The sequence below is a fragment of the Pseudomonas sp. 22082 genome (assembly GCF_052046055.1).
GTDB classification, from domain to species: Bacteria; Pseudomonadota; Gammaproteobacteria; order Pseudomonadales; family Pseudomonadaceae; genus Aquipseudomonas; species Aquipseudomonas pharyngis.
On record NZ_JBQEQB010000015.1, the window covers coordinates 121681 to 140299 of the forward strand.

20 protein-coding genes and 1 pseudogene are annotated in these 18619 nt (G+C 59.9%); 14 read left to right on the forward strand and 7 right to left on the reverse strand.

Going from position 1 to position 18619, the window contains the following annotated elements; genetic code table 11:
- The first annotated feature begins 169 nt into the window (after nucleotides 1–169).
- Together ACTJK9_RS18435 and ACTJK9_RS18440 are read left to right on the forward strand one after the other, a co-directional pair.
- Nucleotides 170–532 (forward strand): cupin domain-containing protein, encoded by a 363-nt coding sequence (locus tag ACTJK9_RS18435; RefSeq protein ID WP_085612080.1) that lies wholly within the window; start codon nucleotides 170–172, stop codon nucleotides 530–532.
- Nucleotides 533–692: 160 nt separating this feature from the next.
- Nucleotides 693–902, forward strand: coding sequence for a peptidase inhibitor (locus tag ACTJK9_RS18440; RefSeq protein WP_064600404.1), 210 nt, complete (start codon nucleotides 693–695; stop codon nucleotides 900–902).
- A 74-nt stretch (nucleotides 903–976) separates the two neighbouring features.
- Here the strand turns inward: ACTJK9_RS18440 and rpmG are convergent, their stop codons facing one another.
- Together rpmG and rpmB are read right to left on the reverse strand one after the other, a co-directional pair.
- Entirely contained in the window at nucleotides 977–1132 is a 156-nt protein-coding gene (gene rpmG / locus ACTJK9_RS18445) for a 50S ribosomal protein L33 (RefSeq protein WP_003177274.1), read from the reverse strand.
- An 11-nt stretch (nucleotides 1133–1143) separates the two neighbouring features.
- The gene (gene rpmB / locus ACTJK9_RS18450) at nucleotides 1144–1377 is read right to left on the reverse strand and encodes a 50S ribosomal protein L28 (protein ID WP_003177273.1); all 234 of its coding nucleotides are present in this window, start codon (nucleotides 1375–1377) and stop codon (nucleotides 1144–1146) included.
- Between the two features lie 446 nt (nucleotides 1378–1823).
- On the opposite strand from rpmB, the gene ACTJK9_RS18455 reads away from it, so the two are divergent.
- Entirely contained in the window at nucleotides 1824–3410 is a 1587-nt protein-coding gene (locus ACTJK9_RS18455) for an ABC transporter substrate-binding protein (protein WP_440815286.1), read from the forward strand.
- 132 nt (nucleotides 3411–3542) lie between these two features.
- Here the strand turns inward: ACTJK9_RS18455 and radC are convergent, their stop codons facing one another.
- A complete protein-coding gene (gene radC / locus ACTJK9_RS18460; RefSeq protein WP_064600411.1) occupies nucleotides 3543–4217 on the reverse strand; it encodes a RadC family protein in 675 nt (224 codons plus the stop codon).
- Between the two features lie 135 nt (nucleotides 4218–4352).
- Between radC and coaBC the strand changes: the two genes are divergently transcribed.
- The 4 genes and pseudogenes from coaBC to argB all read left to right on the forward strand — a co-directional run bounded on the left by coaBC (nucleotide 4353) and on the right by argB (nucleotide 8585).
- Complete coding sequence (gene coaBC, locus ACTJK9_RS18465; RefSeq protein ID WP_064600412.1) at nucleotides 4353–5561, forward strand: bifunctional phosphopantothenoylcysteine decarboxylase/phosphopantothenate--cysteine ligase CoaBC; 1209 nt, start codon at nucleotides 4353–4355, stop codon at nucleotides 5559–5561.
- 5 nt (nucleotides 5562–5566) lie between these two features.
- A complete protein-coding gene (gene dut / locus ACTJK9_RS18470) occupies nucleotides 5567–6022 on the forward strand; it encodes a dUTP diphosphatase (RefSeq protein ID WP_007954445.1) in 456 nt (151 codons plus the stop codon).
- Nucleotides 6023–6278: 256 nt separating this feature from the next.
- Nucleotides 6279–7655 (forward strand): annotated as a pseudogene (locus tag ACTJK9_RS18475) (phosphomannomutase/phosphoglucomutase); the annotation flags it as partial.
- Nucleotides 7656–7679: 24 nt separating this feature from the next.
- Complete coding sequence (gene argB / locus ACTJK9_RS18480; RefSeq protein WP_007954443.1) at nucleotides 7680–8585, forward strand: acetylglutamate kinase; 906 nt, start codon at nucleotides 7680–7682, stop codon at nucleotides 8583–8585.
- 69 nt (nucleotides 8586–8654) lie between these two features.
- Here the strand turns inward: argB and pyrE are convergent, their stop codons facing one another.
- Nucleotides 8655–9299 (reverse strand): orotate phosphoribosyltransferase, encoded by a 645-nt coding sequence (pyrE, locus tag ACTJK9_RS18485; protein ID WP_007954442.1) that lies wholly within the window; start codon nucleotides 9297–9299, stop codon nucleotides 8655–8657.
- An 82-nt stretch (nucleotides 9300–9381) separates the two neighbouring features.
- Here pyrE and ACTJK9_RS18490 point away from each other — a divergent pair, with 82 nt between their 5' ends.
- Nucleotides 9382–10161 carry an exodeoxyribonuclease III gene (locus tag ACTJK9_RS18490; protein ID WP_440815291.1) on the forward strand — a complete coding sequence of 260 codons (780 nt, stop codon included), beginning with the start codon at nucleotides 9382–9384 and terminating at the stop codon, nucleotides 10159–10161.
- Nucleotides 10162–10240: 79 nt separating this feature from the next.
- Here ACTJK9_RS18490 and gltS read toward each other — a convergent pair whose 3' ends face one another.
- The 3 genes from gltS to rph all read right to left on the reverse strand — a co-directional run bounded on the left by gltS (nucleotide 10241) and on the right by rph (nucleotide 12954).
- Nucleotides 10241–11449: a sodium/glutamate symporter gene (gene gltS / locus ACTJK9_RS18495; protein WP_064600414.1), complete on the reverse strand. Its 1209-nt coding sequence runs from the start codon at nucleotides 11447–11449 to the stop codon at nucleotides 10241–10243.
- A gap of 384 nt (nucleotides 11450–11833) precedes the next feature.
- Entirely contained in the window at nucleotides 11834–12202 is a 369-nt protein-coding gene (locus ACTJK9_RS18500; protein ID WP_085612083.1) for a DUF4870 domain-containing protein, read from the reverse strand.
- Between the two features lie 29 nt (nucleotides 12203–12231).
- Complete coding sequence (rph, locus tag ACTJK9_RS18505; RefSeq protein WP_003229494.1) at nucleotides 12232–12954, reverse strand: ribonuclease PH; 723 nt, start codon at nucleotides 12952–12954, stop codon at nucleotides 12232–12234.
- 267 nt (nucleotides 12955–13221) lie between these two features.
- On the opposite strand from rph, the gene ACTJK9_RS18510 reads away from it, so the two are divergent.
- The 6 genes from ACTJK9_RS18510 to ACTJK9_RS18535 all read left to right on the forward strand — a co-directional run bounded on the left by ACTJK9_RS18510 (nucleotide 13222) and on the right by ACTJK9_RS18535 (nucleotide 18530).
- Complete coding sequence (locus ACTJK9_RS18510; protein ID WP_016770639.1) at nucleotides 13222–14085, forward strand: YicC/YloC family endoribonuclease; 864 nt, start codon at nucleotides 13222–13224, stop codon at nucleotides 14083–14085.
- A gap of 13 nt (nucleotides 14086–14098) precedes the next feature.
- Complete coding sequence (gene gmk / locus ACTJK9_RS18515) at nucleotides 14099–14719, forward strand: guanylate kinase (RefSeq protein ID WP_064600422.1); 621 nt, start codon at nucleotides 14099–14101, stop codon at nucleotides 14717–14719.
- A gap of 168 nt (nucleotides 14720–14887) precedes the next feature.
- A complete protein-coding gene (rpoZ, locus tag ACTJK9_RS18520) occupies nucleotides 14888–15151 on the forward strand; it encodes a DNA-directed RNA polymerase subunit omega (RefSeq protein ID WP_003229503.1) in 264 nt (87 codons plus the stop codon).
- A gap of 57 nt (nucleotides 15152–15208) precedes the next feature.
- Nucleotides 15209–17314 (forward strand): bifunctional GTP diphosphokinase/guanosine-3',5'-bis pyrophosphate 3'-pyrophosphohydrolase, encoded by a 2106-nt coding sequence (spoT, locus tag ACTJK9_RS18525; protein WP_007954439.1) that lies wholly within the window; start codon nucleotides 15209–15211, stop codon nucleotides 17312–17314.
- A gap of 24 nt (nucleotides 17315–17338) precedes the next feature.
- Nucleotides 17339–17719 (forward strand): RidA family protein, encoded by a 381-nt coding sequence (locus tag ACTJK9_RS18530; protein WP_003229509.1) that lies wholly within the window; start codon nucleotides 17339–17341, stop codon nucleotides 17717–17719.
- 70 nt (nucleotides 17720–17789) lie between these two features.
- Nucleotides 17790–18530, forward strand: coding sequence for a hypothetical protein (locus ACTJK9_RS18535; RefSeq protein ID WP_440815296.1), 741 nt, complete (start codon nucleotides 17790–17792; stop codon nucleotides 18528–18530).
- Nucleotides 18531–18619 lie beyond the last annotated feature (89 nt).

Sequence of the window (18619 nt, forward strand, 5' to 3'; positions counted from 1 at the left end):
CGGCCAGCCTGCTTTTCGGCCCGAGGCATCCGCCACCCTAAACCAGCGGCCGGGGTTGTTTCAATATATTTGACATAAGGAGGTTATACCGCCTTGCGGCGTTCAATTTAATCAACATAGACTTTGCCCCTTTCAAGCCACCGCGCCGTCATCACGGGAGAAAACAACAATGAACATCCAGAACGTCGTCGACATCAGCCTGACCACAACCGAAGCCGAACGCTATCGCCCGGACCCGGCCAAAGTGCTCAAGGGCGATCCCGAGCAGGCGGTGTTCAATCAGTACGAAAGCCCTTGCGGGCAAATGGGTGTCGGCGTGTGGGAAGGTGCGGTCGGGCAGTGGACGGTGAATTACACCGAACATGAATACTGCGAAATCCTGCAAGGTGTTTCAGTGCTGCGTGACGGTGAAGGCAATGCAAAGACCCTGCGTGTCGGCGACCGCTTCGTGATTCCGGCCGGTTTCCGTGGCACCTGGGAAGTGCTGGAAGCGTGCCGCAAGGTCTATGTGATCTTCGAACAGAAGGCCTGATCCGACACAAGTGGTGACTACACGAGTAAGACGCGCGCAGTGCTTCTGAGTGAAACTTCGCGGCAGCGCTCATACATCGGGCAATTTCCTACCGAGGCAGGATGTCTCGGCAGGACTGACCGGTGAGCGCTCCCAACCGAATGGAACGCAAGGAGGCACCATGCCTGATTTCTGCAATATCAACGCCGCGCAATTTGCTGTCGGCCAAGTCGCCACCCCAGAGACCCTGAGCGCTATCCGCACTGCGGCCGGAGTTCAGAAACATCGACTGGAACGGCCGGAGGACTTGTTCAATCTCCTGCCCAAACCTGACCGGATCAGGGTGCTGGTCAACGATCGCAATGAGATCGATGAACTGATCTGCGGCTGATTGCTAATCGCCAGGCAACAAAAAAGGCCCGTATCGTGAGATACGGGCCTTTTTCGTAAGTCGGGAAAAATCAATTACTTGATTTTGCCTTCCTTGTAGATCACGTGCTTGCGAACAACCGGATCATATTTCTTGATCTCGATTTTGTCCGGGGTAGTACGCTTGTTCTTGTCGGTAGTGTAGAAGTGACCAGTACCGGCGCTCGAGATCAAACGAATCAATTCACGCATGATTAGCTCCCTTAAACCTTGCCGTCGCGACGCAGCTCGGCCAGCACAACGCTGATGCCACGCTTGTCGATGATACGCATGCCTTTGGCGGAAACGCGCAGGCGTACGAAACGTTTCTCTTCTTCAACCCAGAAGCGGTGATGCTGCAGGTTCGGCAGGAAACGACGACGGGTTTTGTTGTTTGCGTGGGAAATGTTGTTCCCAGTCACCGGACCCTTACCGGTAACTTGACATACTCTAGACATGCCTCAGCCCTCTAAAACCACATGCCCAACCCGGCATGGGTTGGCCGCTTAATCTCTAGTCATTGTGGCGCCAGGCGCCGCGATTCTTTAGAGGTCTTACCGGCTACACCTACAAGCGAAGGAACCGGGCCCCTAGAAAAGAGCGCTGCTTTATACCAGAAAGACCACGGAGCAACAACTTTCCGTGCGCAAAGAATGGCTAAAAAGCCGCTTTTCCCGGCCGCAAGCGCCTTGGGCAAAGGCTGCCGGCAATTTTTACCATTCGTCGAAGAAAATCGGCCATGCCCGCAATCGAGACTTTTCCCGCCACCTCTTCCGACAAATCCTTAACCCCGCAGCCCCGAAAATGCAAAAAGGGGATAGTCATTTGCAATCGCGACCACTAGGGTAGGCCTTTTCCAGACTGCACTTGCAGATGGGCCTTCGATCTGTAAAGGAAGCCGACCATGCGCCTCGCTGCCCTCCCCCTGCTCTTCGCCCCGCTGTTACTGAGTCCACTGGCCCAGGCCGCCGCCCTGAGCATCTGCACCGAGGCCAGCCCCGAGGGCTTCGACGTGGTGCAGTACAACTCGCTGACCACCACCAACGCCTCGGCGGACGTGCTGATGAACCGTCTGGTGGATTTTGACACCGCCAGCGGCAAGGTCGTCCCGAGTCTGGCCGACAGCTGGGAAGTCAGTACCGATGGCCTGAGCTATGTCTTCAAACTGCACCCGCAGGTGAAGTTCCACACCACCGACTACTTCAAGCCGACCCGCGAACTGACCGCCGAAGACGTCAAATTCAGTTTCGACCGCATGCTCGACCCGGCCAACCCGTGGCACAAGGTCGCCCAGAGCGGCTTCCCGCACGCCCAGTCGATGCAGTTGCCGAGCCTGATCAAGAAGATCGACGCACTGGATCCGCTGACCGTGCGCTTCACCCTCGATCACCCGGACTCGACGTTCCTCGCGACCCTGAGCATGGGCTTCGCCTCGATTTATTCTGCTGAATACGCCGACAAGCTGTTGAAGGCCGGCGCCACCGACAAGCTCAACAGCCAGCCGGTCGGCACCGGCCCGTTCGTCTTCACCCGGTTCCAGAAAGACGCCTCGATCCGCTACAAGGCCAACCCGGATTACTTCCGCGGCAAACCTGCGGTGGACCCGCTGATCTTCGCCATCACTCCAGACGCCAACGTGCGGCTGCAAAAGCTGCGGCGTAACGAGTGCCAGATTGCCCTGTCGCCAAAACCGCTGGACGTACAGGCTGCCAGGCAAGAGCCGACGCTGAAAGTCGAAAAGACTGACGCGTTCATGACCGCCTTCGTCGGCATCAACAGCCAGCATCCGCCGCTGGACAAAGCGGAAGTGCGCCAGGCGATCAACCTCGCCTTCGACAAGGCCAACTACCTGAAAGCCGTGTTCGAGGACACCGCCGAAGCCGCCAACGGCCCGTACCCGCCGAACACCTGGAGCTACGCGAAAAACCTGCCGGGTTACGCCCACGACGTGAACAAGGCCAAGGCCCTGCTGGCCAAGGCCGGATTGAAGGACGGTTTCCAGACCACCATCTGGACGCGCCCGTCCGGCAGCCTGCTCAACCCGAACCCGAGCCTCGGCGCGCAGCTCCTGCAATCGGATCTGGCAGAAATCGGCATTCAAGCGGAAATCCGCGTGATCGAGTGGGGCGAACTGATCCGTCGCGCCAAGGCTGGCGAACATGACTTGCTGTTCATGGGCTGGGCCGGCGACAACGGTGACCCGGACAACTTCCTCACGCCGCAGTTTTCCTGCGCGGCGGTCAAATCCGGCACCAACTTCGCCCGCTACTGCAATGCCGACCTGGACAAGCTGATCAGCGCCGGCAAGACCACCAGCGAACAAGGCGTACGTACCAAGCTCTACGAACAGGCGCAGGCGCAGATCCAGCAGCAGGCACTGTGGCTGCCGCTGGCGCATCCGACGGCCTATGCGCTGACGCGTAAGGACGTGCAAGGTTACTCGGTGAGCCCGTTTGGGCGGCAGGATTACTCCAAGGTCACCCTGAAGTAACCCGCCACAACACAAAACCTGTGGGAGCTGGCTTGCCAGCGATAGCGGACTGACAGACAACATTGTGCTGAATGTGCCGCCGTCATCGCTGGCAAGCCAGCTCCCACAGGGTTTTGCATTCTCCCTTCGGAGCTACATCCAGCCACACTCCGCCATCGACAACGGTTCCCCATCGCCAACGATGAAGTGATCGAGTACCCGCACGTCGATCAACTCCAAAGCCTTCTGCAAACGCTTGGTCAATAATCGATCAGCCTGACTGGGATCGGAGTTTCCCGACGGATGGTTATGGCACAGGATCACCGCTGCCGCGTTGTTGGCCAGGGAACGCTTCACGACTTCCCGGGGATGCACGGCCGTGTTGTCGATCGAGCCGCGAAACAGCGTCTCGAAAGTCAGCACCTGATGTTTGGAGTCGAGAAACAGGCAACCGAACACCTCGTGCGGCTCGTGGCGCAGCATGGCCTTGAGGTAATCACGCACGACCTGCGGATTTTCCAGCGCCGTTTTCTGGCGCATGCGCTCGGCCAAGTGTCGCCGCCCCATTTCCAGCACGGCCTGCAACTGGGCGAACTTCGCCGGGCCCAGGCCCAGTTGTTCACTGAACGTTGCGAGATCGGCCTCAAGCAAAGCACGCAAGCTGCCGAACTGACTCAACAGATGCCTTGCTACATCCACCGCACTTTTGCCGGATACGCCGGTACGTAGAAAAATCGCCAGCAATTCGGCATCGGAAAGACTTCCCGAGCCCTGTTCCAACAGCTTCTCCCGCGGCCTTTCCGCCGCCGGCCAATCGCGAATACTCATACACCTTCCTTGTCTGTGGGCGCCGCTGTTCCGTAGCGGTCGCTGTGATATCGTAGCCCATCTTTTTTGCGGGCGAATTCACCCTGGGGAGGGGGTTTCGCCACGTATGTCACCAACGAAATGAAAGGCAGACCTATGCAGCGGCTGTATCGGAAACGCATCGTTCTGGGCGTCGGCGGCGGCATTGCTGCCTACAAGAGCGCCGACCTTGTGCGCCGCCTGATCGATCAGGGCGCCGAAGTGCGCGTGGTCATGACCCGTGGCGGCAGCGAATTCATCACCCCGCTGACCATGCAGGCGTTGTCCGGTCACCCGGTTCACCTGGACTTGCTCGACCCGGCCGCCGAAGCGGCGATGGGCCACATCGAACTGGCCAAATGGGCCGATCTGGTGCTGATCGCCCCGGCCACCGCCGACCTGCTCGCCCGTCTGGCCCAAGGCATTGCCAACGATTTGCTGACCACCCTGGTGCTGGCCACCGACGCGGTCGTAGCGGTCGCCCCGGCCATGAACCAGGCCATGTGGCGCGACCCGGCGACCCAGGCCAACCTGCAACTTCTTGAAAGCCGTGGCCTGAAGACCTTCGGCCCGGCCTCGGGCAGCCAGGCCTGCGGCGACGTCGGCATGGGCCGCATGATGGAAGCCACCGACCTGGCCCAGCTCGCAGCGGACTGCTTCCAGCGTCAGGCATTGACCGGCAAGCACGTGGTGATCACCGCCGGCCCGACCCAGGAAAACATCGACCCGGTGCGCTACATCACCAACCACAGCTCCGGCAAAATGGGCTTCGCCCTGGCTGAAGCGGCGGTGGAAGCCGGCGCCCGAGTCACGCTGATCAGCGGCCCGGTGCACCTGCCGACGCCGGATCGCGTCACCCGGATCGACGTGGTCAGCGCCCGAGACATGCTCGCCGCGTGCGAAGCCGCGATCCCTTGCGACATCTTTATCGCCTCGGCGGCGGTTGCGGACTACCGTCCGGAAGTCGTCGCCCCGCAAAAATTGAAGAAAGACCCTACGAGCGGCGACGGCTTCGTCCTGCAAATGGTGCGTAACCCGGACATCCTGGCCACCATCGCGACCCGTCCCGACCGTCCGTTCAGTGTCGGCTTCGCCGCCGAGACCGAACACCTGCTCGACTACGCTGCACGCAAGCTGAAGGACAAGAATCTCGATCTGATCGTCGCCAACGACGTCGCCAACCCGAGCATCGGTTTCAACAGCGAAGAAAACGCCTGCAGCGTCATCGACCGTGCGCTGCACGCCACGCTTTTCGCCCAGACCAGCAAGAGCAAGATCGCTCGCCAACTGGTCACTTTTATCGCCGAACGTCTGAACCAGGTTTAATTTACATGCACGCTTTGCAAGCCAAGATCCTCGACCCACGCATCGGTACCGAATTCCCGCTGCCGCAATACGCCACACCGGGCTCCGCCGGCCTCGACCTGCGCGCCATGCTGCAAGAGGACATCGTGATCAAGCCGGGTGAAACGGTGCTGATCCCCACCGGTCTGTCGGTCTACATCGGCGACCCGAACCTCGCCGCGCTGATCCTGCCGCGCTCGGGCATGGGCCATAAGCACGGCATCGTGCTGGGCAACCTCGTCGGCCTGATCGACTCCGACTACCAGGGCCCGCTGATGGTCTCCTGCTGGAACCGTGGCCAGACCGAATTCACCATGCCGGTTGGCGAGCGCCTGGCGCAGCTGGTGCTGGTGCCGGTGGTTCAGGCGCACTTCGAAATGGTTGAAGAGTTCGTCGAAACCGAACGCGGCGCTGGCGGTTTCGGCCATTCCGGCACCAAGTGATTGGTTTTGTGGCGAGGGAGCCTGCTCTCTCGCCATAAAAATACGCAGATTCATCTGCAAGCTTTACCGCTGAAAATCAAGGCATTGACAGGCCAAAGCCACGCCGTACAAGGCGTCATGGCCCTTTCACACCACGAACTCTCTGTGAAAACCGCCGTCATACCCTTCAGTTTGAGCTTGCCGTCGAATAGTCGTCGGTGTGTCCAGCCACTTTCGAGATGGAGCATTTTCGCAGATGAGCACCCCCGCCCAAGTCGCCCCGAAGCTTCCCGACAGCATCTTCCGCGCCTACGACATTCGCGGCACCGTGCCGGAATTCCTCAATGGCGAAACCGCCTACTGGATCGGTCGCGCCATCGGCTCCCAGAGCCTGGCCCAAGGCGAACCGAACGTGTCCGTCGGTCGTGACGGCCGTCTGTCCGGCCCGGAACTGGTCGCAGAGCTGATTCGCGGCATCGCCGAAAGCGGCTGCCATGTCAGCGACGTCGGCCTGGTGCCGACCCCGGCGCTGTACTACGCCGCCAATGTGCTGGCCGGCAAATCCGGCGTGATGCTCACCGGCAGTCACAACCCGTCGAACTACAACGGCTTCAAGATCGTGATCGCCGGCGACACCCTCGCCAATGAACAGATTCAGGTTTTGCATGAGCGTATCAAGACCGGCAACCTGAGCAGCGGCACGGGCAGCGTGACCCAGGTCGAAATCCTCGACCGCTACACCACCGAAATCGTCCAGGACATCAAACTGGCCCGCCGCCTGAAAGTCGTGGTCGACTGCGGCAACGGCGCGGCCGGCGTGATCGCCCCGCAGCTGATCGAAGCGCTGAACTGCGAAGTCATCCCGCTGTTCTGCGAAGTCGACGGCAACTTCCCGAACCACCACCCGGACCCGGGCAAGCCTGAAAACCTCGTCGACCTGATCGCCAAGGTCAAGGAAACCAACGCCGACATCGGCCTGGCCTTCGACGGCGACGGCGACCGCGTCGGCGTGGTGACCAACACCGGCACCATTGTGTTCCCGGACCGTCTGCTGATGCTGTTCGCCCGTGACGTGGTAGCGCGCAACCCGGACGCGGAGATCATCTTCGACGTCAAATGCACCCGTCGCCTGATCCCGTTGATCAAGGAATATGGCGGTCGGCCGCTAATGTGGAAGACCGGTCACTCGTTGATCAAAAAGAAAATGAAACAGTCCGGCGCACTGCTGGCCGGCGAAATGAGCGGGCACATTTTCTTCAAGGAACGCTGGTTCGGTTTCGACGACGGCATTTACAGCGCCGCACGGCTGCTGGAAATCCTCAGCAAGGAAAAATCTTCGGCGGAGGAGCTGTTCGCGACCTTCCCGAACGATATTTCCACGCCGGAAATCAATATCCATGTGACCGAAGAGAGCAAATTCAGCATCATTGATGCACTGCACGATGCGCAGTGGGGCCCAGGCGCCGACCTGACCACCATTGACGGCGTGCGGGTCGACTACGCCAAAGGCTGGGGCCTGGTGCGCGCGTCCAACACCACACCGGTGCTGGTGCTGCGCTTCGAGGCCGATGACGAGGCTGAATTGCAGCGCATCAAGGCTGTGTTCCATGCCCAACTGAAACGCGTTGCACCTGATCTCCAACTACCGTTCTGATTGCTGATTCACCCGGAGCCCTGAATGACCCTCGAACGCGATGCCGCCGCCAACACTGCCAAGGTCCTGTCCGAAGCGCTGCCTTACATCCGCCGATACGTCGGCAAGACCCTGGTGATCAAATACGGCGGCAACGCGATGGAAAGCGAGGAGCTGAAAACCGGCTTCGCCCGCGACATCGTGCTGATGAAGGCCGTGGGCATCAACCCGGTGGTCGTGCACGGCGGTGGCCCGCAGATCGGTGATCTGCTCAAGCGCCTGTCGATCGAAAGCCACTTCGTCGACGGCATGCGCGTCACCGACGCCGCGACCATGGACGTAGTGGAGATGGTCCTGGGCGGTCAGGTCAACAAAAGCATCGTCAACCTGATCAACCGTCACGGCGGCAGCGCCATCGGCCTGACCGGTAAAGACGCCGGGCTGATTCGTGCGAAGAAGCTCACCGTCACCCGCCAGACCCCGGAGATGACCCAGCCGGAAATCATCGACATCGGCCATGTGGGCGAGGTGGTCGGGATCAACACCGAACTGCTGAACCTGCTGGTCAAAGGCAACTTCATCCCGGTGATCGCGCCGATCGGCGTGGGTGAGAACGGCGAGTCGTACAACATCAACGCTGACCTGGTGGCCGGCAAGGTTGCCGAAGCACTGAAAGCCGAGAAGCTGATGCTGCTGACCAACATCGCCGGCCTGATGGACAAGTCGGGCACCGTACTGACCGGCCTGAGCACCCAGCAGGTCGACGACCTGATCGCCGACGGCACCATCTACGGCGGCATGCTGCCGAAGATCCGCTGTGCACTGGAAGCGGTTCAGGGCGGCGTGGGCAGCTCGCTGATCATCGACGGCCGTGTACCGAACGCGATCCTGCTGGAAATCTTCACCGATACCGGTGTGGGTACGCTGATCAGCAATCGCAAGCGTCCGTAAGCGCTCGCGCAAACAAAAAGACCCCGCTCAGCCTGGCTGAGCGGGGTCTTTTTTTGCCTGAAGCTGCGATCAGACGCCGAACTGGGCGCGATAGGCTTCAACGGCTGGCAGGTGCTGCTTGAGCTGCGGATCGTCAGCCAGGAATTCCAGCACCTGGTTCAGCGACACGATGCTGATGACCGGGATGCCGAAATCACGCTCGACTTCCTGGATTGCCGACAGCTCGCCGTTACCGCGCTCCTGACGGTTCAGAGCGATCAGCACGCCGGCGGCCTTGGCGCCGTCCTGGGAAGCGATGATTTGCATCACTTCACGGATCGCGGTGCCCGCGGTGATCACGTCGTCAATGATCAGCACTTCACCGGTCAACGGTGCGCCGACCAGACTGCCACCTTCGCCGTGGGCCTTGGCTTCCTTGCGGTTGAAGCACCAAGGCAGGTCACGGTTGTGGTGCTCGGCGAGCGCCACGGCAGTGGTTGCCGCCAACGGGATGCCTTTGTAGGCCGGGCCGAACAGCACGTCGAACGGAATGCCGCTCTCGGCGATGGCTGCGGCATAGAAACGACCGAGCTGCGCCAGGGCCGAACCCGAGTTGAACAGGCCGGCATTGAAGAAGTAAGGACTGGTGCGCCCGGACTTCAGGGTGAACTCACCGAAGCGCAAAACGCCGCGATCGATGGCAAAACGAATGAAATCGCGCTGATACGCTTGCATGAAAAAAACCCCAAATACCACGGATTTAGCTAATTAGCTTGACGCCGTGTATCATACACGCACGCGATTTTTGGGGCCATTTATGCGGATCATCAGTGTGAACGTCAATGGTATTCAGGCTGCAGTCGAGCGTGGTTTGCTCAGTTGGCTGCAGGCACAGAATGCCGACGTCATCTGCCTGCAGGACACCCGTGCCTCCGCCTTTGAACTGGACGACCCAGCCTTCCAACTGGATGGCTACTTCCTTTATGCCTGCGATGCTGAAGTCCCTGCCCAAGGTGGCGTGGCTTTGTATTCGCGGTTGCAACCGAAGGCTGTCATCAGCGGTCTCGGATTCGAGACGGCCGACCGCTACGGGCGCTACCTGCAAGCAGATTTCGACAAAGTCAGTATTGCCACCTTGCTGCTTCCTTCGGGGATGAACGGCGATGAGGACTTGAACCAGAAGTTCAAGCTCATGGACGATTTCGGCAAGTACCTGGACAAACAGCGGCGCAAACGTCGCGAGTACATTTATTGTGGCTCGCTGTACGTCGCGCAGCAGAAGCTCGACATCAAGAACTGGCGCGACAGCCAGCAATCCCCGGGTTTCCTGGCGCCGGAACGCGCCTGGATGGACGAGATTGTCGGCAACATGGGCTACGTAGATGCCCTGCGCGAAGTCAGCCGCGAAGGTAACCAGTACAGCTGGTGGCCGGACAACGAACAGGCCGAGATGCTGAATCTGGGCTGGCGCTTCGACTACCAGATCCTGACTCCAGGGCTGCGGCGCTTCGTGCGCAGCGCACGCCTGCCACGTCAGCCACGGTTCTCGCAGCATGCGCCGCTGATCGTCGACTACGACTGGACGCTGACCATCTAAGCGCAGTTTCGTAGTTGAAAAAATGCCCGTATCACAAGATACGGGCATTTTTTTGTCTGCGTTCGAAGTGAAATCGAACTCAGATGACGGCGAAGAAAGGCAGCATCAGATACAGCTTGATCACGATGACATTAATAATGTCGATGAAGAACGCCCCCACCATCGGTACGACCAGAAACGCGATCTGCGAAGGCCCATAGCGTTGCGTAACCACTTGCATGTTAGCGATGGCAGTCGGCGTGGCACCGAGACCAAAACCGCAGTGCCCCGCCGCCAGTACGGCAGCATCGTAGTTACTGCCCATCATCCGGAACGTCACAAAGATCGCGAACAGCGCCATGACCAGCGCCTGTACAGCCAGAATGATGAAGATCGGCAACGCCAACGCCGCCAGATCCCACAATTTGAGCGACATCAGGGCGATCGCCAGAAACAGCGAAAGGCTGACATTCCCCAACACCGAGACTTCACGTTCAAACACCTGATACAACCCCAGCGCTGAAAGACCGTTGCGCAGCACCACGCCCACGAACAGCACGCAAACGAACGTCGGCAATTCGAATGCCGTGCCGTGAAGCAGGCCATTAAGAAGATTACCCGCCAGCAAGCTGACCGCGATCAGAGCCAGGGTTTCGATAAAGGAAAATGGCGTGATCGAGCGCTCTTTGTTCGGCTGCTCGAAGCCCCGTGGCAGGCTTTGCGGCGCCTGGGCGTTGCAGCCAGGCACTTCCACACGCTTGATGAGTAAACGAGCAACCGGACCGCCTATCAGACCACCCAGCACAAGACCGAACGTCGCAGAGGCGATCGCCAGTTCCGAGGCGGAGGCCAGGCCGTATTTTTCATTGAATACCGCACCCCATGCAGCGCCGGTACCGTGACCGCCCGCCAGGGTAATCGACCCCGTCAGCAGCCCCATCAGCGGATCAAGGCCAAGCACTTTTGCGAGTCCGATACCCATGGCGTTTTGCAGAATCAGAAGGCCGATGACCGCTAACAAGAACATTCCGACTACGCGACCGCCCTTCTTGAGACTGGCGAAATCGGCACTCAGACCGATAGTGGCAAAAAACGCCAGCATGAGCGGTGTCTGCAATGAGGTATCGAAACGAACTTCTATATCAAGCGCTCGCAATACCAGAAGAACCAGCGCAACCAGCAAACCACCCGCAACGGGTTCGGGAATATTGAAATTGCGCAGTACACCAACACGGGCAACAAGGCCACGCCCCAGCAGAAGTACGAGTGAAGCGGCCACGAGCGTGCCGTAGAAATCGAGCTGAATCATCTGGATTATTCTTGGCTATATATTCAGAGGCGAACTTTCCCTGGATACGCCTCATGAACCGGCGAACTTTTCAACACCGGAAACACTGGAATTCAAAAGCCTTCGATGGCTTGAACATATCGAAATATTTCTGAAGGAATATAACGTGCGACAACCATACCAAGCATAAAGTCATGCTGCCAATGTTCTTCGACAACATAAAGGCATCGTACTTGTGACTAAAAATGTAAGGCTGATGAATATATTAAATACCATCTACCATTCATCGCAGAAAGATTATTCCTACAAGCATTACAGGCTTATTGAGTTGCAAAAAAGCCCTGGCAAGTCAGGGCTTTTAAATATGCGGAATGATTATTCCAACATGCACCTTGCGGCCGGATGCTATTTGATCAACCGCCAAGTGAACGGATAGCGATACGGGAAACCTTCGTTGGCTTTCACACCACCGATAATCGTCAACACCAGCGCCGCGATGGCCAGCAGGCCAAACAGCACGAACCCGATCAGCAACAGCATCAGCACGAAACAGATCATCGAAGCGATCGCCACGGTGATCTGGAAATTCAGCGCTTCCTTGCCCTGGGCGTCGATGAACGGATCGGTCTCGCGCTTCATCTGCCACAGGACCAGCGGCCCGATCAGCGTACCGAACGGAATCCAGATCCCCAGCAAGGCGGACAAGTGACAAAACATGGCCCATTGGCGAACCTCCTGGCTCGGTTTGGGCAGCAACTCTTGCTCACCACTCATTGCGTCCTCCTTGCGGGTTACGAACCTGCTCAGTCGGCCAGTGCAGCCTTTTGCAGTTCGAAGATCTCGTTCATGCCTTTCTTCGCCAGCTCCAGCATCGCGTTCAGCTCTTCAGGCTGGAACGGCGCGCCTTCGGCGGTGCCCTGCACTTCGATGAAACCACCGGTGCTGGTCATCACCACATTGAGGTCGGTCTCGGCGGCAGAGTCTTCAAGATAGTCCAGATCCAGCACCGGCTCGCCCTGGTACATGCCCACGGAAACAGCACCGATCATTTGCTTGAGCGGGTCGCCGCCTTTCAGGCCGCCGCGCTTCTTGATCACTTTCAGTGCATCGACCAGCGCAACCATGGCGCCGGTGATCGACGCAGTGCGGGTACCGCCGTCGGCCTGGATCACGTCGCAGTCGACGTACAGGGTGACGTCGCCCAGCTTGGACATGTCCAGCGCGGCGCGCAGGGAGCGGCCGATCAGGCGCTGGATTTCCAGGGTACGACCGCCCTGCTTGCCACGGCTGGCTTCACGCTGGTTACGCTCGCCGGTGGCGCGCGGCAGCATGCCGTATTCGGCGGTCAGCCAACCCTGGCCCTGGCCTTTGAGGAAACGCGGCACGCCGTTTTCGACGCTGACGGTGCAGATGACTTTGGTATCACCGAATTCGACCAGTACCGATCCCTCGGCGTGTTTGGTGTAGTTGCGGGTAATGCGGATCGAGCGGAGCTGATCGGCAGCGCGACCACTTGGACGTTTCATAGGAGATACCTGTACTGGGGACGGAAAACTGCGGACCATTATAGAGCCGCGCACCGCGCCTGGGCACTCGTTAAAAAATCCGGCCGACGACCGAAGGCCCTGAAACGCGCATTGCCGACGGCCTGCAGCCCTTTGTCACACCGTGTGTTTGGGCGCATCTGCCGCACTGCGCTACAATCCTGCGCCTTTGCTGCCAGTCGGCTTAAATTCATTGATATCGAGCTGCGGAGCTTCAATTCGCGCCGATCTGTATCGCGAGGTCACCCCATGGTGCACAGCATGACCGCCTTCGCCCGCGTCGAAAAAGCCGGCGTCCAGGGCACCCTGAGCTGGGAACTGCGCTCGGTCAACAGCCGTTACCTGGAACCCCACCTGCGCCTGCCGGAGTCGTTTCGCGACCTCGAAGGCGCTGTCCGCGAAGCCCTGCGCCAGGGCCTGTCGCGCGGCAAACTGGAATGCACCCTGCGCTTCACCGAGGAAAGCACCGGCAAGCCGCTGCAGGTGGATCGCGAGCGCGCTGCACAACTGGTCGCCGCGGCCGAAACCGTCGCCGGCCTGATCAAGAACCCGGCCGCGCTGAACCCGCTGGAAGTGCTGGCCTGGCCAGGCGTACTGGTCGCCGACGCCACCGACCCGCAGGCGCTGAACGCCGAGGCGCTGGCCCTGTTCAATCAAGGCCTGAAAGACCTCAAGGCCGGCCGCGAGCGCGAAGGCGCGGAGTTGGCCCGCCTGATCAACGATCGCCTGACCTCCATCGAGGAAGATGTGGTGACCCTGCGCGAACTGGTTCCGCAGATGCTCGCCACCCAGCGCCAGAAAGTCCTCGACCGTTTCGCCGACATGAAGGCCGAACTGGACCCGCAGCGCCTGGAACAGGAAATGGTCATCCTCGCGCAAAAGAGCGACGTGGCCGAAGAACTGGATCGCCTGAGCACCCACATCATCGAAGTTCGCCGGGTGCTCAAGTCCGGCGGTGCCGCCGGCCGGCGCCTGGACTTCCTGATGCAGGAGCTCAACCGCGAAGCCAACACACTGGGCTCCAAGGCCTTCGACCCGCGCAGCACCCAGGCGGCGGTCAACCTCAAGGTGTTGATCGAGCAGATGCGCGAACAAGTGCAGAATATTGAGTAAGGCTACCCCCGACATGACCCACAGCACCGGCACCCTGTACATCATTTCCGCCCCCTCGGGCGCGGGCAAGAGCAGTCTGGTCAAGGCCCTGACCGACGCCGATCCGGAAATCCGCGTCTCGATTTCCCACACCACCCGCGCCATGCGCCCGGGCGAAGTGGACGGCGTGAACTATCACTTCGTGACCCGCGAAGAGTTCGTGAAGATGGGTGAGCACGGCGACTTCCTGGAACGCGCCGAAGTCTTCGGCAACTTCTACGGCACCTCGCAAAGCCGCCTGCAGCAGACCCTGGACGAAGGCCACGACCTGATTCTGGAAATCGACTGGCAAGGCGCCGAGCAAGTGCGCAAGCTGATGCCGCAGGCCCGTTCGATCTTCATTCTGCCGCCATCGCTGCAGGCCCTGCACCAGCGCCTGACCAACCGTGGCCAGGACAGCGACGACATCATCGACGGCCGGATGCGTGAAGCGGTCAGCGAGATGAGCCACTATGTCGAGTACGACTACCTGATCATCAACGACGATTTCGCCCACGCGCTGGACGATCTGAAGGCGATTTTCCGCGCCAATCAGCTGCAACAGAAACGTCAGCAAGTGCGTTTCGGCAAATTGCTGGCTGAATTGCTCGGCTGAAACAGCACTTCCCAAAACCGCTGCAAGGGCTTTACATTGGCACTTGCAGCGCGTTGAAGAGTCTGGTCAAAAAATCAACGCTTCCCTAATCGCTGGTGATTTTTTAAACTGTTGAGTCCGCTCGCCCAACCGGGCAGCGCGCATATTGCATTCGCTCCGAGGAATACCATGGCCCGCGTAACCGTTGAAGACTGCCTAGAACACGTGGAAAACCGCTTTGAGCTGGTCATGCTCTCTACCAAGCGTGCCCGTCAACTGGCCACCGGCGGCAAAGAGCCCCTGGTTCAGTGGGAAAACGACAAACCGACCGTAGTTGCGCTGCGTGAAATCGCTGAAGGCCTGATGAGCTACGAGTTCATCGCCGAGCAGGAAATCGTCCACGAAGACCCGGTCTTCGCTGCGTTCGAGGACGAGTCCAACGAGGCCGTCTAAGCCTATGCCTGGTCGACGTAGCACGGCGCGGGATCACAGCTTACGGCAGGAGACATCATGCCGAGCATAGACGCCCTCGCCGATCGCTTATCGACCTACCTCGGCAACGACCAGGTCAACCTGGTCCGCCGAGCGTATTTCTACGCCGAACAAGCCCACGACGGCCAACGCCGCCGCAGCGGCGAGGCGTATGTCACGCATCCTCTTGCCGTGGCGAATATTCTTGCCGACATGCACATGGACCATCAGAGCCTGATGGCTGCGATGCTGCATGACGTGATCGAAGACACCGGTATCGCCAAAGAAGCGCTGCAAGCGCAGTTCGGTGAAACCGTGGCCGAACTGGTCGACGGGGTCAGCAAACTGACCCAGATGAACTTCGAAACCAAGGCTGAAGCCCAGGCGGAAAACTTCCAGAAGATGGCGATGGCCATGGCACGCGACATTCGCGTGATCCTGGTCAAGCTCGCCGACCGTCTGCACAACATGCGTACGCTGGAAGTGCTGTCCGGCGAAAAACGCCGACGCATCGCCAAGGAAACCCTCGAGATCTACGCACCCATCGCCAACCGGCTGGGCATGCACGCGATCCGCATCGAGTTCGAAGACCTCGGCTTCAAGGCCATGCATCCGATGCGTTCCGCGCGGATCTACCAGGCGGTCAAACGCGCCCGGGGCAACCGCAAGGAAATCGTCAACAAGATCGAAGAATCCCTTGGCCACTGCCTCGCCATCGACGGCATCCAGGGCGAAGTCAGCGGTCGCCAGAAACACCTCTACGGCATCTACAAGAAAATGCGCGGCAAGCGTCGGGCCTTCAACGAGATCATGGACGTCTACGCGTTCCGGATCATCGTCGACAAGGTCGATACCTGCTACCGCGTGTTGGGTGCCGTACATAATTTGTACAAACCGTTGCCGGGGCGCTTCAAGGATTACATCGCTATCCCCAAGGCCAACGGCTATCAGTCGCTGCACACCACGCTGTTCGGCATGCACGGCGTACCGATCGAGATCCAGATCCGCACCCGTGAAATGGAAGAGATGGCCAACAACGGCATCGCCGCCCATTGGCTGTACAAATCCAGCGGCGACGAGCAGCCGAAAGGCACCCATGCCCGCGCCCGTCAGTGGGTCAAGGGCGTGCTGGAAATGCAGCAACGCGCCGGCAACTCGCTGGAATTCATCGAGAGCGTGAAGATCGACCTGTTCCCGGACGAGGTCTACGTGTTCACGCCCAAAGGCCGGATCATGGAGCTGCCCAAAGGCTCCACGGCGGTCGATTTTGCCTACGCGGTGCACACCGACGTCGGCAACAGCTGCATCGCCTGCCGGATCAACCGTCGTCTCGCACCGCTGTCCGAACCGCTGCAAAGCGGCTCCACGGTCGAGATCGTCAGCGCTCCCGGCGCACGGCCGAACCCGGCGTGGCTCAACTTCGTGGTCACCGGCAAGGCGCGGACCCACATCCGCCATGCGCTCAAACTGCAACGCCGCTCCGAATCCATCAGCCTCGGCGAACGCCTGCTGAACAAGGTGCTCAACGGCTTCGACAGCGCGCTGGAACAGATTCCGGCCGAACGCGTGAAGGCGATGCTCACCGAGTACCGCCTCGAACTGATCGAAGACCTGCTCGAAGACATCGGACTGGGCAACCGTATGGCCTATGTCGTGGCGCGCCGCCTGCTCGGCGAAGGCGAACAACTGCCAAGCCCGGAAGGTCCGCTGGCGATTCGCGGCACCGAAGGCCTGGTTCTCAGCTATGCCAAATGCTGTACGCCGATCCCGGGCGACCCGATTGTCGGTCACCTGTCGGCGGGCAAAGGCATGGTCGTGCACCTGGACAACTGCCGCAACATCAGCGAAATCCGCCACAACCCGGAAAAATGCATCCAGCTCTCGTGGGCCAAGGATGTCACCGGCGAATTCAACGTCGAACTGCGCGTCGAGCTGGAACACCAGCGCGGCCTGATCGCCCTGCTGGCCAGCAGCGTCAACGCAGCCGACGGCAATATCGAGAAAATCAGCATGGACGAACGCGATGGCCGCATCAGCGTTGTCCAGTTGGTGGTCAGCGTCCACGACCGTGTGCACCTGGCCCGCGTGATCAAGAAACTGCGCGCCCTGACCGGGGTGATCCGCATCACCCGCATGCGTGCATAACTCAAACATTACAAGGAGTCATACATGACCAAGACTGTTATCACCAGCGACAAGGCCCCGGCCGCTATCGGTACTTACTCCCAAGCGATCAAGGCCGGTAACACCGTTTACATGTCGGGTCAGATTCCCCTCGATCCAAAAACCATGGAACTGGTCGAAGGCTTCGAAGCCCAGACCGTCCAGGTGTTCGAGAACCTGAAAGCCGTGGCCGAAGCCGCCGGTGGTTCGTTCAAGGACATCGTCAAGCTGAACATCTTCCTCACCGACCTGAGCCACTTCGCCAAGGTCAACGAGATCATGGGCAAGTACTTCGACCAGCCGTACCCGGCGCGCGCCGCCATCGGCGTGGCAGCCCTGCCAAAGGGTTCGCAGGTTGAAATGGATGCCATTCTGGTCATCGAGTAATGCGCACGGCGCGGCCTCACGCCGCGCCGACTGCTCTGCGGTAAAGAAAAGGTTTTGAAAGGATTCCACCATGCGCAAAGCGCTTGCTCTCTCGCTGCTCGCCATTTTCCTCGGCGGTTGCGCCAGCAACCCTGCCGACCGTGACATCAGCGGCACTTGGATCAATCAGGTCGCCATCGATGCCGCTGCCAAGGGCGGCCCCCTGCGCGAAGCGCTTCAGGCTTACGGCCCGAACCTGGAGTGGGACGTCAACACCAAGGCCGGTCAGGCCCGCTACACCAACGGTTTCGAAAACGTCGAAGGTCGCTTGCTCGGCGAACAGTCCGGCGCCTGGAAAGTCGACTTCTATGGCAGCTCCGCCAGCGAGCTGAAACGTGACGGCGGCCAACTGCACCAAGTCGCCAATGAAAACGAACCGGAACAGGTCTTCGACCGCGCGCAAATTCCGGTGCCGGAGGGCGCACCGATCGGCGCCAGCTTCGAACGCGCGCTGTATTCCGCTTATCTGGGCGGCAACTGGACGATCACCAGCGGCCAGGGCGAAGGCGCCACCGTGCAGTTCCAGGCTGACGGCCAAGTCTCCGGCCTGCCGGGTGCCGATCGTTATGCGCTGTGCCTCGCAGGCGATTGCGCGTCGATGAGCAGCGGCAACGACAGCATGTGGTTGCAGCAGAACGGCCAGGGCAACAACTGGATCTTTGTGCGCAAGGGCAAAGAGCTGGAAATCCTGCAGGCCGTGAACACGGCACTGGCGGATGAACAACCGCAGTTCACCCCGGGTGAGCGCAAGTGGTTGCTCGAGAAGCAGTAACGCACCTTTGAAAACACAGTAAATCGAATGTGGGAGCGGGGGGGGGGGGGGGGGGGGGGGGGGGGGGGGGGGGGGGGGGGGGGGGGGGG